Origin of the sequence: Haematospirillum jordaniae, from assembly GCF_001611975.1 — a bacterium.
Lineage (GTDB): Bacteria > Pseudomonadota > Alphaproteobacteria > Rhodospirillales > Rhodospirillaceae > Haematospirillum > Haematospirillum jordaniae.
In genome coordinates this window covers 221520-237500 of record NZ_CP014525.1, presented here as the reverse complement: position 1 = coordinate 237500, position 15981 = coordinate 221520, and the positions used below count along the sequence as shown (strand labels likewise).

General features: G+C 54.8%; 9 protein-coding genes, 2 tRNA genes, 2 rRNA genes and 1 pseudogene. 10 read left to right on the top strand and 4 right to left on the bottom strand.

The features are described 5' to 3' along the window. Positions 1-90 precede the first annotated feature (90 nt). From AY555_RS01210 to rrf, 4 genes are all read left to right on the top strand, one after another. Positions 91-167: transfer RNA gene (locus tag AY555_RS01210), tRNA-Ile, on the top strand. 27 nt (positions 168-194) lie between these two features. Continuing rightward, positions 195-270 (top strand) — tRNA-Ala (locus AY555_RS01205). A 232-nt stretch (positions 271-502) separates the two neighbouring features. Continuing rightward, a 23S ribosomal RNA gene (locus AY555_RS01200) occupies positions 503-3255 on the top strand. An 83-nt stretch (positions 3256-3338) separates the two neighbouring features. Beyond that, positions 3339-3453: ribosomal RNA gene (gene rrf / locus AY555_RS01195) — 5S ribosomal RNA — on the top strand. Positions 3454-3605: 152 nt separating this feature from the next. Here the strand turns inward: rrf and AY555_RS01190 are convergent. The 3 genes and pseudogenes from AY555_RS01190 to AY555_RS01180 form a co-directional block, all read right to left on the bottom strand. Then, positions 3606-3902, bottom strand: a pseudogene (locus AY555_RS01190) (3TM-type holin); the annotation flags it as partial. Between the two features lie 518 nt (positions 3903-4420). Then, a complete protein-coding gene (locus tag AY555_RS01185; protein WP_066132339.1) occupies positions 4421-5056 on the bottom strand; it encodes an MlaC/ttg2D family ABC transporter substrate-binding protein in 636 nt (211 codons plus the stop codon). 37 nt (positions 5057-5093) lie between these two features. Next, a complete protein-coding gene (locus tag AY555_RS01180; protein WP_066132336.1) occupies positions 5094-5873 on the bottom strand; it encodes an MlaA family lipoprotein in 780 nt (259 codons plus the stop codon). 353 nt (positions 5874-6226) lie between these two features. On the opposite strand from AY555_RS01180, the gene AY555_RS01175 reads away from it, so the two are divergent. The 6 genes from AY555_RS01175 (at position 6227) to AY555_RS01150 (ending at position 15435) form a co-directional block, all read left to right on the top strand. Further along, the gene (locus AY555_RS01175) at positions 6227-7198 is read left to right on the top strand and encodes an ArsR/SmtB family transcription factor (protein WP_066132333.1); all 972 of its coding nucleotides are present in this window, start codon (positions 6227-6229) and stop codon (positions 7196-7198) included. A gap of 22 nt (positions 7199-7220) precedes the next feature. Then, entirely contained in the window at positions 7221-8120 is a 900-nt protein-coding gene (metF, locus tag AY555_RS01170; RefSeq protein ID WP_066132327.1) for a methylenetetrahydrofolate reductase, read from the top strand. A 27-nt stretch (positions 8121-8147) separates the two neighbouring features. Next, on the top strand, positions 8148-11669 hold the full coding sequence (gene metH, locus AY555_RS01165) for a methionine synthase (RefSeq protein WP_066132324.1): 3522 nt from the start codon (positions 8148-8150) through the stop codon (positions 11667-11669). Positions 11670-11733: 64 nt separating this feature from the next. Beyond that, on the top strand, positions 11734-14007 hold the full coding sequence (locus tag AY555_RS01160) for an ATP-dependent helicase (protein WP_066136327.1): 2274 nt from the start codon (positions 11734-11736) through the stop codon (positions 14005-14007). A 108-nt stretch (positions 14008-14115) separates the two neighbouring features. Then, positions 14116-14421 (top strand): Dabb family protein, encoded by a 306-nt coding sequence (locus AY555_RS01155; protein WP_066132320.1) that lies wholly within the window; start codon positions 14116-14118, stop codon positions 14419-14421. Between the two features lie 84 nt (positions 14422-14505). Further along, entirely contained in the window at positions 14506-15435 is a 930-nt protein-coding gene (locus AY555_RS01150; RefSeq protein WP_066132318.1) for a 50S ribosomal protein L11 methyltransferase, read from the top strand. A 39-nt stretch (positions 15436-15474) separates the two neighbouring features. On the opposite strand, the gene AY555_RS01145 is transcribed toward AY555_RS01150, so the two are convergent. Beyond that, positions 15475-15681, bottom strand: coding sequence for a DUF1127 domain-containing protein (locus AY555_RS01145; protein WP_066132315.1), 207 nt, complete (start codon positions 15679-15681; stop codon positions 15475-15477). Positions 15682-15981 lie beyond the last annotated feature (300 nt).

The following is a 15981-nucleotide window of genomic DNA, read 5'->3' as shown; positions in this document are numbered from 1 at the left end:
CGCACCGAAAGGTGCACCCGATACGGTCGTCCTCGTATCCCTTCCGCAGTCAGACCGTACCATACATGGTACACGCCGGTGCACAGGCTCGGGCCTGTAGCTCAGGTGGTTAGAGCGTACGCCTGATAAGCGTAAGGTCGCTGGTTCGAGTCCAGCCAGGCCCACCACCGATGCCCAGGCACACCCGCGGCCCAGGGGGCTTAGCTCAGCTGGGAGAGCGATAGCTTTGCAAGCTATAGGTCATCGGTTCGATCCCGATAGCCTCCACCACCGCGCCGCACTGACTGCAGGGAAATCCGTTCGGGGCCATGCCCCGATACCGTCTCGTTGTTATTCATTGTAAAGAAGCAAGCAATTAAAGGGTCTAGTGACCGCGTTGGATTGCAGACCGGCACGTGCCGTCCGGAAGCCCGGATGGCGATGCCATGAAGGACTGCATGTTCAACGCATAATGTATGAATGCTGTGTTCCGTGTGCAGTGGTTTTTTCCCTGCGCATGGGCTCTCAAGCGTGACAAGGGCATCTGGTGGATGCCTTGGCACTGGAAGGCGATGAAGGACGTGGCACCCTGCGAAAAGTTCCGGGGAGATGGGAGCAATCTTTGATCCGGAAATGTCCGAATGGGGAAACCCACCGCATCTGTGGTATCCACACCTGAATTCATAGGGTGTGGAAGCGAACCCGGCGAACTGAAACATCTAAGTAGCCGGAGGAAAGGAAATCAACCGAGACTCCGCAAGTAGTGGCGAGCGAACGCGGACCAGCCCAGTGGCTGCAGTGAAACAACCGGAAACGTCTGGAAAGGCGTGCCAGAGCGGGTGACAGCCCCGTACGGGTAAAAAACACTGTAGTCCTCGAGTAAGGCGGGACACGTGAAATCCTGTCTGAACATGGGGGGACCACCCTCCAAGGCTAAGTACTCTCCAGTGACCGATAGTGAACCAGTACCGTGAGGGAAAGGTGAAAAGCACCCCAACGAGGGGAGTGAAACAGTTCCTGAAACCGGATGCCTACAAGCAGTCGGAGCGGAATTCCTTCGGGAATGTCCGTGACGGCGTACCTTTTGTATAATGGGTCAGCGACTTACCGTATCGAGCAAGCTTAAGCCGGCAGGTGTAGGCGAAGCGAAAGCGAGTCTGAACAGGGCGTTCAGTTCGATGCGGTAGACCCGAAACCAGGTGATCTAGCCATGGTCAGGTTGAAGGTGGAGTAACACCCACTGGAGGACCGAACCCACGTCTGTTGAAAAAGACGGGGATGAACTGTGGCTAGGGGTGAAAGGCCAATCAAACCTGGAAATAGCTGGTTCTCCGCGAAAGCTATTTAGGTAGCGCGTCGGATCTATACCGCCGGGGGTAGAGCACTGGATCGGGACGGGGGGCGCGAGCCTTACCAACTCGAACCAAACTCCGAATACCGGCGAGTACTGTCCGGCAGACAGACGGTGGGTGCTAAGGTCCATCGTCAAAAGGGAAACAGCCCAGACCGCCAGCTAAGGTCCCCAAGTCATGGCTAAGTGGGAAAGGATGTGGGACGGCCAAAACAACCAGGAGGTTGGCTTAGAAGCAGCCATCCTTTAAAGAAAGCGTAACAGCTCACTGGTCTAATTAAGCTGTCCTGCGCCGAAGATGTACCGGGGCTAAAGCCATGCACCGAAGCTGCGGGCTTGTCTATGACAAGCGGTAGCGGAGCGTTCCGTAAGCCGGTGAAGGCAAACTGTGAGGTTTGCTGGAGGTATCGGAAGTGAGAATGCTGACATGAGTAGCGACAAACAGGGTGAGAAACCCTGTCGCCGTAAGTCCAAGGGTTCCTGCGCAAGGCTAATCCGCGCAGGGTAAGCCGGCCCCTAAGGCGAGGCCGAAAGGCGTAGTCGATGGGAACCACGCTAATATTCGTGGGCCAGGTGGATGTGACGCCCGTCGTAAATCGTTGCTCCTTATCGGATTGAAGCAGCGGTGAAGACGGGCCAGGAAATAACACCACCAACAATGACCGTACCCGAAACCGACACAGGTGGACTGGTAGAGTATACCAAGGCGCTTGAGAGAACGATGTTGAAGGAACTAGGCAAATTACTCTCGTAACTTCGGAATAAGAGAGCCTCGCCCGTGGGCAACCACAGGTGAGGGGCACAGACTAGGGGGTGGCGACTGTTTATTAAAAACACAGGGCTCTGCGAAGTCGCAAGACGACGTATAGGGTCTGACGCCTGCCCGGTGCCGGAAGGTCAAGAGGAGGGGTGCAAGCTCCGAATTGAAGCCCCGGTAAACGGCGGCCGTAACTATAACGGTCCTAAGGTAGCGAAATTCCTTGTCGGGTAAGTTCCGACCTGCACGAATGGCGTAACGACTTCCCCGCTGTCTCCAACATCGACTCAGCGAAATTGAACTCTCCGTGAAGATGCGGAGTTCCCGCGGTCAGACGGAAAGACCCCGTGCACCTTTACTACAGCTTCACAGTGGCATCAGATATTGGATGTGTAGGATAGGCGGGAGGCTATGAAACCAGGGCGCCAGCCCAGGCGGAGCCACCCTTGAAATACCGCCCTTCCCGTATTTGATGTCTAACCGCGTCCCGTAAGCCGGGACCGGGACCCTGTGTGGCGGGTAGTTTGACTGGGGCGGTCGCCTCCCAAAGAGTAACGGAGGCGCGCAATGGTTGGCTCAGAGCGGTCGGAAATCGCTCGACGAGTGCAAGAGCAAAAGCCAGCCTGACTGCGACACCGACGGGTGGAGCAGAGACGAAAGTCGGTTCTAGTGATCCGGTGGTCCCTCGTGGAAGGGCCATCGCTCAACGGATAAAAGGTACGCCGGGGATAACAGGCTGATACTTCCCAAGAGTCCACATCGACGGAAGTGTTTGGCACCTCGATGTCGGCTCATCTCATCCTGGGGCTGGAGCAGGTCCCAAGGGTATGGCTGTTCGCCATTTAAAGAGGTACGTGAGCTGGGTTTAGAACGTCGTGAGACAGTTCGGTCCCTATCTGCCGTGGGTGTAGGATACTTGAGAGGAGCTGTCCCTAGTACGAGAGGACCGGGATGGACGTACCTCTGGTGTACCAGTTGTTCCGCCAGGAGCACCGCTGGGTAGCTATGTACGGATTGGATAACCGCTGAATGCATCTAAGCGGGAAACCATCCTCAAAACAAGGTATCCCTTGAGAGCCGTGGAAGACCACCACGTCAATAGGCCGGGTGTGAAAGCGTGGCAACACGTGAAGCTAACCGGTACTAATCGCTCGATAGGCTTTAGAGCCCGTGCGCAGTGGTAAAACCACTCAAATGCACGAAACACACCGTTCATACATAAAACTAGTCCAGATTTGTGAGATGTGATGACCTGGTGGTCATGGCGCTGGAAAAACACCCGATCCCTTCCCGAACTCGGCCGTGAAAAACAGCTGCGCCAATGGTACTTTGCCTCAAGGCACGGGAGAGTAGGACGCCGCCAGGTCTTCTCATCTCTCAAATCAAAAAAATAAACGCTTGCTTCTCTACATGCAAACGAGAAAGGCCGTCTCATACGAGACGGCCTTTCTGTATTCAGAACAAAAAAAGCTGCACGAAATACTCCATGCAGCCACAAAATACCGCACCCAGAAAACCCTATTTCGGCATGTTCATTCTCTCAAATGTGTGAAGACTGCTGACGCCAACCATCCCGAACATCAACTCCCACAACATCTCGTCAAGACCAGGAAGATTGGGCGACACGTTGAAGCCAATCAAAAACGGACGCACCAAGTATTGATAGGCAATCGAGGCCGCTAGAATCCAGCCAATCGCAGGGCGCCAACCCGATACAAACAAACTACTAGATCCAGCCTCAGCACGATTCACAGATTGCTGTTGTGTGATCTCTTCAAGCTGACCACTCAGCTGAAGTTCCATCAGCTTCAGCTTCGCCTCATCGGCGGTCCTCTATTCTTTGGATTTTATTGAGATACCAAAGTAAAGGAAGACCTAGGGACCCACATAACAAGAGAAAGATTCATGTAGACGTGCTCGTATGCACCCCACGCCTCCTGTGGAGGGGGGAGCGGCACCTGCAAATAAATTCCGACAGCCCCCAATATTGTAATAAGTATTTTGGTCAATCCAGAAGCGGCATCCTCCAGCTCTTTTGGGGTAGCTTTTTGGCTCTAAAGTCATGTGAAATGCATATACAATACGGCATCAGCAAAAAATGAATAAATATGTATGTCTGTCATGGATAAACATAAGCAAAAAGTGGAGTCGATGTATTTTTGTAATTACTTTATTAATTATGGTGCATAATCTATGTTATTATTTTTATTGGTTGTATATGACTTCTTTTAGAAGAGCTCGCGCTACCTTCTTTTATCCCCGATAGGTGTATTGGGGAAATGCTATTAAGGATCTTTATGAAGTAGGGTGTCTCCACAAAGATCCTTGTAATTCTAGCGACGTGTTTGACTTGAGAGTTGGCGGCTCTGTGCAGCAATCAGTGCATTCAGGGATGCTACGCTTGCCCCGGGTTCCGAAAGCTTGGCTGCGTATTCAGACCGGAACGTGATGGCCATGGAAACACCTTCGATGCTGAGATCAACTACTTTCCATTCTGATCCGCGCAGACGAAGGCGCCACAGAACGACCATGGGCTTTGCAGCCTCTCTTTCGATCTGGCTTTCAACAAAAGCCCCGCCGTCCCCATCGGCCGTAGCCGTGGTAACAACCAGTTTCTGGCCATTGTATTCGTTGAAGCGTTGCGCCCACGTATAGATGTTTAGTTCCCTGAATTGCTCGATGAAGCGTTTTTGTTCTTCTTCAGGGGCTGTGCGCCAGAAACGTCCCAGAACGAAACGGGATACTGCCGGCATATCAAACCATGTGTCGAATAATTTCCGGAACCGTTCTATTTTTTCGTCATAGGAGACGTCAGCCCCTATAACTTCGCTGATTCCGGTGTCGGCAATTTTCTGTACGACTTTCTTAGCGCCTTCGAGGTCCGGGGCAGCCTGAGCCTGTGAGAATAGGAGGCCGATCGCAAGGAAAAGGCCAAAGACGGAGATAGTAAAGGGTATTCTTGGTGTCATGTGTTCTGTGTTGCTCTGTGAGTTCTACGTATCAATTTTACTTGGGTGCGGGGGTGTTCTGCTCTGGTGTATCATTGAAGTCAAATGCCTCCCCGTCCACTTCATGACCAAGCGTCTGGTTCTTGATTTCTGCTGCACGTCTTTGGCGATACAGTGTCCTGTAGGACACGTACGTATCCAGAGACGTCTTTTCCACATCATCCAAGACGTCGATCAGTCCAGCGCGCGTGTCGATCAGCTGCAAGCCGGTTCTGACGTAGTTGGCTTCTTCCACGTTTTTGGCTGTCGTATAGAGCCGGAAGGGATCCAAGATCCAGTCAACAACAAGGCCAACCGTATCACGTGGATTGGAAGGGCCAAGAATGGGCAGAACCAGATAAGGACCTTCTTCCACACCCGCAACGGCCAAGGTTTGGCCAAAATCCTCATTATGATAGGTGAAGCCCATTTCGCCGGCGACATCGTGCAGGCCTGCCAGACCCCATGTGGAGTTGATCAGCAGGCGCATAAACGTTACCCATGCGTTGTCAAACTCTCCCTGCATCAGATCATTGGCCAGAATCACCGGGCTTTTCAGGTTGCGCAGTCCGTTGCCGATTCTTTCCTGTACCGGGTCGGGTATAACTTCGCGGTAGGTCCAGGCAACAGGCCGTATCACGACGGTATCAACGGCCTTGTTGAAACCGTGTACAGCCCTGTTGACAGGCTCAATCGGATCGTTGGCATCTTCATCGGAATGCGTTGCGCAGGCCGACATGAAAGCAACGGAGGCAATGGCGAGAAATATCCTCATGCGTGGGAAAAGCTCAGTTCTCATCAATGCATCCCCGGTTTATTCTCTCTGTGCAACATTGCCGAATCTAGGCCTTTAACTCTACTTGTTTGTTGGATGCGAGGCCGTAGGCTGGCTATACCCCGACACGGTATAATAGAAGTCCGTCGTTATGTGCCCGTGAACAGCCTCGCAATGGCACTCTATACTTGCACAGCGGTACCACATGGCCCCCGAAAAAGCCAGCCACATTGGGTCAGTTGTACAGATATGGAATACAGCGTGCCGGTGCGGACACACGCAACTGTAATCCCTTGTAGACAAATACGAGAGGCTGGACACATACATATATAAATATATCCTTATGTCCTGTTTTGTTTCTGCGGGATGACCGGAAGATGGAGCATGTTCTGGCTGGATTAAGGGCTGCGGGAGAGGAAACCCGGCTTCGTCTGTTGGTGCTCTGTACTTATGGTGAACGAACAGTCTCCGATCTCTGCCGGATTCTTGGTCAAAGTCAGCCCCGTATTTCCCGTCATTTGAAAATATTATGTGACAGCGGTCTTCTGGAACGCTTTCGCGAGGGGAGCCGTGTTTTCTGTCGTTTGGCTCCAGATGGGGTTGGTGCGCAGTTGGCCGCACAGATTATTGCTTTACTGCCTTCCTCGGATAGCGTCCTGATGGCTGACCGTGTGCGCTTGGATCAACTGCGTGATGAACGGCGGCGTATTGCAGAAGCGTACTTCAGTGCCAATGCTAGGGAATGGAATGCAATTCGTGCCCTGCATGTTGATGAAGCCGAGATCGAGCGTACTTTGCTTGAGATAGCTCTGCAGAAGCCCTTTGCCGACATGATTGATGTGGGAACCGGAACTGGCCGTATTCTGGGCTTACTGGGTCGCCATGCCCGGAGAGCTGTTGGTCTTGACCTTAGTCGGGAAATGCTGGCCTTGGCGCGCAGTGCTCTGGAGGCGGATGAGGCCTTGCGCCACTGTACGGTACGTCTGGGTGATATGTATGCCCTTCCATTTCCTGATGATGCGGCTGATCTGGTCACTGTTCATCAGGTTCTCCATTACGCAGACTCTCCATCTGCTGTTATTGCCGAATCCGCGCGTGTTCTGCGTCCGGGGGGGCGTCTGGTGCTTGTTGATTTTGCCCCCCATGATCATGAGAAGTTGTGTTGTGATCATAACCACCTAAGATTGGGCTTCGCGGATCATGAGATCCACGCTTGGCTTATCGCTGCAGGGTTGGAGCCAGTACGGTCTGTGTCTCTTTCCGGGACGGAAAGAGAACCCGGAATGTTAACGGTTATGATCTGGTTGGCAGAACGACTAGGTGCCGAGGCTTGTTCTTTGTCTGAGTAATACAGGGTGGGGTATAGTGGGAATGCATACGGCAACAGATCCGAATACGGCTTCCGTACAGCGTGCGCTTCAGGTCAGTTTTGAGTTTTTTCCGCCAAAAACGGAAAAAATGCAGGAGAGCCTTTGGGCTTGCGTCAAGCGACTGGCTCCTTTGGCGCCATTGTTTGTTTCGGTAACCTATGGGGCTGGGGGATCAACCCGTGAACGCACACACGATACCGTAATCCGCCTTCAGAAAGAGTGGGGTGTTCCGGCTGCGGCACACTTGACCTGCGTGCAGGCCACCCGGGACGACATTGATGCTGTTGCCCGTGATTACCGCGATGCCGGTATCCGGCATATTGTTGCCCTGCGTGGGGATCCCCCGGAGGGATCTGTGGAGTATGTGCCTCATCCGGGCGGGTATCCTTTTGCTGTTGATCTGGTCGCTGGGTTGCGACGGATTGCGGACTTTGAAATTTCCGTTGCGGCCTATCCCGAAGTCCATCCGGCGGCACGTTCAGCTCGTGATGATCTGGAGAATTTGCGCCGCAAGATTGATGCCGGTGCAACCCGGGCCATTACCCAGTACTTCTTCGATGCTGATACGTACCGGCGTTTTGTTGACCGGGCTAGGTCAGCCGGTATTTCTGTCCCTATTGTTCCAGGCATTCTCCCGGTTACCAATTTCTCCCAAGTGGTGAAGTTTTCCCGTGCCTGTGGCACATCCATTCCGGCCTGGCTGCGGGATCGGTTCGAGGGACTGGATGAAGACCCCCGCACGCGGGAGCTGGTTGCCGCAACAACAGCGATCGAACTGTGCGAGGAATTGCAGCGTGACGGTGTTCGTCATTTCCATTTCTACACCCTGAACCGGGCCGATCTTGTTTTTGCGATTTGCCACACTTTGGGTGTCCGGCCCCCTGCTTTTTCTTCCCCCTGATCCTGTTTGCCGGAGCATGATGTGCCAATGAGTACTTTCCTGAATGCCCTTGAAGAGCGCGTTCTACTGTGTGACGGGGCAATGGGTAGCTTGGTTCAAGCTATGCCCTTGACTGTAGAAGATGACTACGATGGCCGGGAGAATTGTACCGAGGTTCTGAACCTGACGCGTCCCGACGTGGTGCGCTCAATCCACGAACGGTACTTTGCTGCCGGTGCGGACATGGTGCAGTCCAATACCTTTGGTGCCAGTCCTGTAACCTTGGCAGAGTTTGATCTTCAGGACCGGGCAGAAGAAATAAACAGAAGGGCGGTTGAGATAGCTCGTGAGGCTGCGGAACAGTTTGCCGGTGACGGGCGCGACCGCTTTGTCCTTGGGGGTATTGGGCCTGGTACAAAGCTTCCAAGCCTTGGGCATATTGATTACGACAGTCTGGAAACAGCCTATACCGTGCAGGCCCGTGGCTTGATTGCCGGTGGCTGTGATGCGGTGTTGATTGAAACATGTCAGGACCCCCTTCAGTTCAAGGCCGCCGTAAATGGGGTCAAGGCAGCGCGGGAGGATGCGGGGCGCTACATACCAATTTTGCTGCAGGTGACCGTTGAAACTACGGGTACCCTTCTTGTCGGAACCGATATTGGTGCGGCTGCAACGGTGGCTCATGCCTTGGAGGTTGACTGTCTGGGCCTGAACTGTGCGACGGGGCCTGCGGAAATGGCAGAGCATGTGCGCTGGCTGTCAGAGAATTGGCCGGGATGCATATCGTTGCAGCCCAATGCCGGCCTTCCCGAGTTGAGGGACGGGAAGACGTTCTATCCCCTGACACCGCCGGAACTAGCCAGCTGGCATGAACGTTTCATCAGGGAAGACGGTGTCAATATTGTTGGGTCCTGTTGTGGATCAACGCCAGCGCATACCATGGCCGTTGATACCATGTTGCGGCGTATGGGCGATGCGTCGCTGCGTCCTGCTCCTGTCCGTCGGCAGTTCCATTGGGTGCCGGCTGTTGCCTCGCTTTACAGCCGGGTTGATCTGCGTCAGGAAAATGCATTCCTGTCGATCGGAGAGCGCTGCAACGCCAATGGATCCAAGAAGTTCCGCCAGCTCCAGGAGGTAGAGGACTGGGACGGTGCAGTGGCCATGGGCCGTGAACAGGTGCGGGAGGGATCCAATACCTTGGATGTCTGCACAGCGTTTGTCGGGCGCAATGAAACAGCAGACATGTTGGCGGTTGTCAGCCGGATGCGAGGGACTGTCAACGCGCCCTTGGTGATTGATTCCACGGAAACCCCGGTGATTGAAGCGGCGTTGAAGTTGTATGGCGGCAAGGCCGTTATCAATTCCATCAACTTCGAGGATGGAGAGGGGCATGCAGCAGACCGGGTGCGGCTGGCCCGCCGGTTTGGTGCCTCGGTGATTGCCCTGACCATTGATGAGGACGGCATGGCAAAAGATTGTGCCGGCAAGGTCAGGATTGCCAGACGCTTGTATGACTTTGCCTGTACGCACCACGGGTTGCCAGCCTCTGATCTGATGTTTGATCCCCTGACATTTACCATTTGTACCGGAAATGATGATGACCGGCGCCTGGGGATGGAGACCCTGGATGCCATAGAGGAAATTGCCCGTGTCCTGCCGGAATGCCAGATTATTCTCGGGCTTTCCAACATCTCTTTTGGCCTGAAGCCATTGGCTCGGCAGGTCCTGAATTCGGTTTTCCTGCACCATGCGGTCAAGCGTGGCATGACCGGGGCCATTGTGCACGTGTCCAAGATCATGCCGTTGCACAAACTGGCTCCGGAAGAGGTCAAGTGCGCGGAAGACTTGATCTTTGACCGCCGTGCCCCGGGCTATGATCCCCTGCATGCTTTTATTGCCCTGTTCCGTGACCGGGAGGGTGTGTCCGGCCCAAAGATGGTTGTGGCCACAACCGTGGAGGAACGGCTGCGCCAGCGTATTATCGACGGGGATCGTCAGGGGTTGGAGGTGGATCTGGAAGAGGCGATGAAGGCTCATCCGCCCTTGGACATCATCAATATCTATCTTCTCGATGGCATGAAGGAGGTCGGCGAATTGTTCGGGGCTGGTCAAATGCAGTTGCCGTTTGTCTTGCAATCTGCCGAGACCATGAAAGCTGCGGTATCATGGCTGGAGCCCTTTATGGAAAAGACGGATGGCCAGGCTAGGGGAACACTGGTGCTGGCTACCGTGAAGGGTGACGTGCACGATATCGGCAAGAATCTGGTTGATATCATCCTGACCAACAATGGATACCGGGTCATCAACCTTGGCATCAAGCAGCCGGTTTCGGCCATTATTGAGGCTGCCCGCGCGCATCATGCGGATGCCATCGGCATGTCTGGCCTGCTGGTCAAATCAACAGTGATCATGAAAGAAAATCTGGAAGAAATGGCCCGGCAGGGACTGTCCATCCCGGTTATGCTGGGTGGGGCAGCCTTGACACGGGCGTTTGTGGAAACAGACTGTTCCGACGCTTATGCCGCCAACGGGAATAATGGGCTGGTAGCCTATGCGCGGGATGCTTTTGATGGCCTGGATCTGATGGCCAAGGTGGTGGAGGGGCGCTTTGCAGAGCATGTGGAGGCTGCTAGGGCCAAGCGGGCAGGGCGGCCTTCGCGATCTATTCACCCGGCTGCAGAGACAGAAAAAGTCGCTGTGCATACAATGGCGGAACGGCCGGTTGACTGGAACGAAGTCTCCCTGCGTCGGCAGGAACTGGCTGCAATGTCTACCTTGCCAGTACCGCCTTTCTGGGGGGCGGCGCTGGTGGAGCAGGTGCCGATCAAGGCTCTTGTACCCTATTTGAATGAAGTGATGTTGTATCAGTTTCAGTGGGGATTCCGTAAACAGGGGCGGGACCGCGCGGAATGGCGGGCATGGACTAGAGACGAGGTGCGTCCCATCCTGCAAAGGATGCTTGATATCTGTAATGCCGAGACTATCTTGCACCCCAAGGCAGCCTACGGGTACTGGAAGGCAGGTAGTGAAGGGGACACTGTTATCTTGTTCCACGAAGATGGCCTGCGCGAGGCAGCTCGGTTTACATTTCCGCGCCAGCGTTTCAAGGGGGGGCTGTGTCTGGCTGATTTTGTTCGGGAGCTTGATGCAGGCGGCCCTTGCGATGTCGTCGCTCTACAGGTTGTTACGATGGGCAGCCATGTATCTGATGTGGCGCGACACTGGTTTTCGGAAAACCGATATCAAGATTATTTGTACCTGCATGGCCTTTCGGTGGAAATGGCGGAAGCCATGGCCGAGTACGTACACAAGCGGATAAGGGCGGAGTTGGGATTTGCTGCCGAGGATGCCCGCGATATTGCCGACTTGCTCAAGCAAGGGTACCGGGGTGCCCGCTATTCCTTTGGGTATCCGGCCTGTCCCAATATGGCCGATCAGGAGAAGCTGCTGGATTTGCTGGGTGCAGGCCGCCTGGGTCTGGAGATGAGTGAAGGGGATCAGCTGCACCCTGAGCAATCCACCAGCGCCATTGTCCTGCATCATCCCCAAGCCAAGTACTTCAAGGTCTAGTAAGGATGATCCCGATGGTGTTTTAGGGCTGTTTCAATGAGCAGGAACACCTATAGTGACCGGCATGAATAGCGATCCTTTTGACCTTGCTGATGACAGCAACACTCCCTTCTCCCCTGCTGATGCAGATCGGGGCCCGGTTGCAACACCTTGGCTTGACGGCCTTAACCCCGAGCAGCTGCGGGCGGTTACGACAACCGATGGCCCGCTGCTGGTCCTGTCCGGGGCTGGTACAGGCAAGACCCGGGTGTTGACAGCCCGTCTGACCCACATTGCGGGTACGCATCTGGCCCGCCCGTGGCAGATTATGGCTGTCACCTTTACCAACCGTGCTGCCCGCGAAATGCGGGAAAGAGTGTCGGCCCTGCTGGGGCCGACAGCGGATCAGGTCTGGCTGGGGACTTTCCACGCCCTGTGTGTGAAGATTCTCCGTCGGCATGGGGAGCAGATCGGTCTGCGCAGTGGCTTTTCCATACTGGACACCGATGATCAGCAGAGGGTTCTGAAAGCCTTGATGCTGGAGGCCGGTCTTGATCTCAAGAAGTGGCCGGTTCCCATGGTGATGGCCATTCTTCAGCGTTGGAAAGATCGCGGCTGGACGCCCCATGATGTCCCTGCTCTTGAGATTGGCAGTCTGGCGGGTGGGGCAGGGAAGGATTTATACCGGTCCTATCAAGCGCGCCTGATGGAGCTCAATGCCTGTGATTTCGGCGATCTTTTGCTGCATGTGTTGTCGCTGTTCCGATCTTGTCCGGATATCGTGCAGGGCTATCAGCAGCAGTTCCGCTATATTCTGGTTGATGAATATCAGGATACCAACGTGGCCCAGTACCTGTGGCTGCGTCTTCTGGCGCAGGGGCACGGTAATATTTGCTGCGTTGGTGATGATGATCAGTCGATCTACTCGTGGCGCGGGGCCGAAGTCGGCAATATCCTGAGATTTGAACAGGATTTTCCCGGTGCAATGGTTGTGCGCCTAGAACGTAATTATCGTTCCACCCCGGTTATTCTGGGGGCGGCTTCTGCCTTGATTCGCCATAACAGCAGTCGCCTAGGCAAGGATTTATACGCGGCAGGTAGCACCGAACGTGGTGAGAAGATTGTGGTGTCTGCCGTGTGGGATGGCTCCGCGGAGGCGCGGACTGTCGTCAGTCAGGTAGAGGATCTGCGCCGGCACGGTGAGTCCTTGTCCAGTATGGCTATACTGGTGCGGGCCGGGTTCCAGACCCGTGAATTTGAAGAACGTCTGATCACGACAGGAACCCCCTACCGGATGGTCGGGGGGCTGCGGTTCTACGAGCGTCTGGAAATCCGGGATATTTTGGCCTACCTGCGTTTGATCTGCCAGCCACAGGATGACTTGGCGTTTGAACGGATTATCAATACGCCCAAGCGTGGTTTGGGGGATGGGGCTCTTCAGGTGATCCACCGTGTAGCCCGTGCCGGAAGCCTGTCTCTTCTGGATGCAGCCCGTTCCGTTATTGGAACCGATGAAATGAAGACCCGTCCCCGGGCGGTTCTGGCTGATTTTATCGCCCGTCTTGATGAATGGGCGACCTTGCGGCTTTCCTTGCCTCCATCCGAGCTCGCGTCCATGGTTCTGGACGGGTCCGGGTATATGGAGATGTGGAAACGCGACAAGACCCCCGAGGCACCGGGGCGTGTGGAGAACCTGCAGGAGTTTGTCCGTGGGCTGGAGGATTATGAAGCTCTGGAGGAATTTCTGGAGCATGTAGCCTTGGTTATGGAAAATGACAGCAAGGCCGGCACGGGGGAGAGCGTGACGCTGATGACCCTGCATGCCGCCAAGGGCCTCGAGTTCGATACGGTTTTCCTGCCGGGGTGGGAGGAAGACGTGTTTCCCAATCGTCGGGCCTTGGATGACGGTGGTCAGCAATCCTTGGAAGAGGAGCGTCGGTTGGCTTATGTCGGGTTGACTAGAGCCCGTCGGCGGGTTTTCGTCAGTCATGCCTCGCAGCGCCGTATCTTTCGCGATTGGCAACAGTGTTTGCCATCGCGCTTTATCGGGGAATTGCCACAGGAGTGTGTTGAGGAGCGCTCTGACACCGGTGCGGCGTCCATGGGTTATTACCGGCAGTCGTTTTCTTCCCGGGCTGGTGCAGGTGTCTCATTGTCTTCGCGGGCGACGTCGGCAAAACCTGCTGGTGCTTGGTCCCTTGGGGATCGTGTTTTTCACCAGAAGTTTGGGCCGGGGACAATCCTCTCGGTCGATGGAGACAAGCTGGAGGTTGCGTTCGACAAAGCAGGCGTCAAGCGTGTTCTGGCCAGTTTTGTGAATGCGTCCTCGGCCGATGATGGGGGGGATGTTCCCTTCTGACAGGATCTTGCCAATGCCCGGTTCGGATATGTTTTTCCTGCGGGTTCGCTCGATTATGATACTCTGCCCTGTCTTTTTTCATTCTTTGTATTTTCCGGAGACGAGATCGTGATTCGCCACGTTGTCCTGTTCAGCGCCAAGGATCCAGCGTACCTGCCAGCCATCAAGGAAGGGCTGGAGATTTTGGCTGGTATTCCCGGGGCTCATAATTTCGAGGTTTGCTATAATACGAAACGCGATACGCTGTCCCGCGAGATGGATGTTGTTGTCTATTGCGAGTTTGATTCCCTTGAAGATTTGGATGCCTACAAGCAGCATCCCCTGTACGAGGAATCCATTCGCCGGGTTCGCCCCTTGCGGGACCAGCGCGTAGCAGCTGATTTTGAAAGCACATATGCAACGTGTCCTGCCTAGTTAGGGCAAGGTTGGCCATGACTTTCTTGTTCTGGTCTGCTAGAAGCGGTCGGATCATTCTTCATCTGGATTTCTAAAGTTCCCATGTCCATCAAGAAAGCTGAGGATACGTGGCGTATCCGTCTGGTTGTTCCCCACACAGCACTGGAACTGTATGAAGCTGCGCTTGAGCCATACTTTGATGCGGTTCTGTGTTTTGAAATAGAAGATGGTGGACCGGATCACGGGAAATGGGTTGTTGATGCCTATTCAGATGGCCCATACGACAAGCCGGCTGTTTCTGTGTCCTTGTCTTTGGCGGCTGAAGCGGCCGGGATTGAAGAGCCCGCAGTGACGGTTGAGCACGAGCCACCGCGCAACTGGCTGGCCGAGAACCTGTTGGCTTTTCCTCCGATTCAAGCGGGGCGCTTTTTTGTGCATGGCTCCCATTGGGCCGAGCCGCCACCAGAAGGAACGATTGCTCTGCAGGTTGATGCTTCTACGGCCTTTGGGTCCGGTGAGCACCAAAGTACATACGGTTGCTTGTTGGCTCTGGATCGGATGGCTGCTGCCGGGGAGGTTCTGAGCCAAGGGCAGGGACGGGCGCTGGATATGGGCTGTGGCTCCGGTATTCTTGGCTTGGCGCTGGCGCGCTGTTGGGGAATCCCGGTTGTTGCGACAGACATTGATGAGGAAAGTACTCGGGTAGCTCATCTTAATGCTGAGAAGAACGGGGTTTCCAACCTGATGACCGTTTTTCCGGGGGATGGCTTCACGAACGCCGGTGTACAGGACCCGGCGCCTTATAACGTGATCTGTGCCAACATTCTGGCGCGTCCTCTGTGTGAGATGGCCTCTGATATGGCCAAGGTTCTGGCCCCCGGCGGGCGCGTCATCTTGGCCGGGCTCCTGATCAACCAGGAAAATATGGTTCTGGAGGCCTATCGGGCATCTGGCCTGTGCCTGCGCGAACGCATCGAGCTGGATCCTTGGGTGACCCTTGTTCTTGAGGCACAGCCAAACATCCCGTCCTGAAGGAGGCGTGTTGCCATCCTTCGGGAGTGCTGACCAGCCTCAGGATTCTGGGTGCTGGCGACGTGCCTGCACTTTCCGCCTGTCAAGATATGTGCCGGCAATAATTTGCTCCACGTCTCCGCGGGACAGGCCAAGATCCATCAGCTCACGGTCACTCATGGACCTGAGGAGATCTGCCTCCCGCGTGCGGTCGCGCCAAGAGCGGAACTGCTCGATAAGGCTTCCGAAGACTGTGCTTGCGCTCATGCTAATGCTCCGAGACCGGGCAGGGGTTTCTGAAGACAACCGACATTCTGTATAACCGATACATCAAGGGGGATTCGGAAAAATCCGTCCCCGTACAGGTACCAAGCACCGCATCGACGACGCAAAGCGTTTGCCAATTGGGGCGCCTCCAAACTCAGGACACTGTAATTCTGACTCTTGCAGACCAATATACGCTTCTTTCGCGATGCAGTAATGCATCCTGTGCATGGTTCTGACAATAAAGCATAGCTCTCTATTCATGAAAGAGAATCATTTTTTCTGTGAAGCCATAGGAAAAGG

Excerpts from the sequence above, each read along its gene's own strand:
- AY555_RS01185 (WP_066132339.1), bottom strand. The coding sequence starts at position 5,056 with ATGACACCAAGAATACCCTTTACTATCTCCGTCTTTGGCCTTTTCCTT.
- AY555_RS01180 (WP_066132336.1), bottom strand. The coding sequence starts at position 5,873 with ATGAGAACTGAGCTTTTCCCACGCATGAGGATATTTCTCGCCATTGCC.
- AY555_RS01175 (WP_066132333.1), top strand. The coding sequence starts at position 6,227 with ATGGAGCATGTTCTGGCTGGATTAAGGGCTGCGGGAGAGGAAACCCGG.
- metF (WP_066132327.1), top strand. The coding sequence starts at position 7,221 with ATGCATACGGCAACAGATCCGAATACGGCTTCCGTACAGCGTGCGCTT.
- metH (WP_066132324.1), top strand. The coding sequence starts at position 8,148 with ATGAGTACTTTCCTGAATGCCCTTGAAGAGCGCGTTCTACTGTGTGAC.
- AY555_RS01160 (WP_066136327.1), top strand. The coding sequence starts at position 11,734 with ATGAATAGCGATCCTTTTGACCTTGCTGATGACAGCAACACTCCCTTC.
- AY555_RS01150 (WP_066132318.1), top strand. The coding sequence starts at position 14,506 with ATGTCCATCAAGAAAGCTGAGGATACGTGGCGTATCCGTCTGGTTGTT.
- AY555_RS01145 (WP_066132315.1), bottom strand. The coding sequence starts at position 15,681 with ATGAGCGCAAGCACAGTCTTCGGAAGCCTTATCGAGCAGTTCCGCTCT.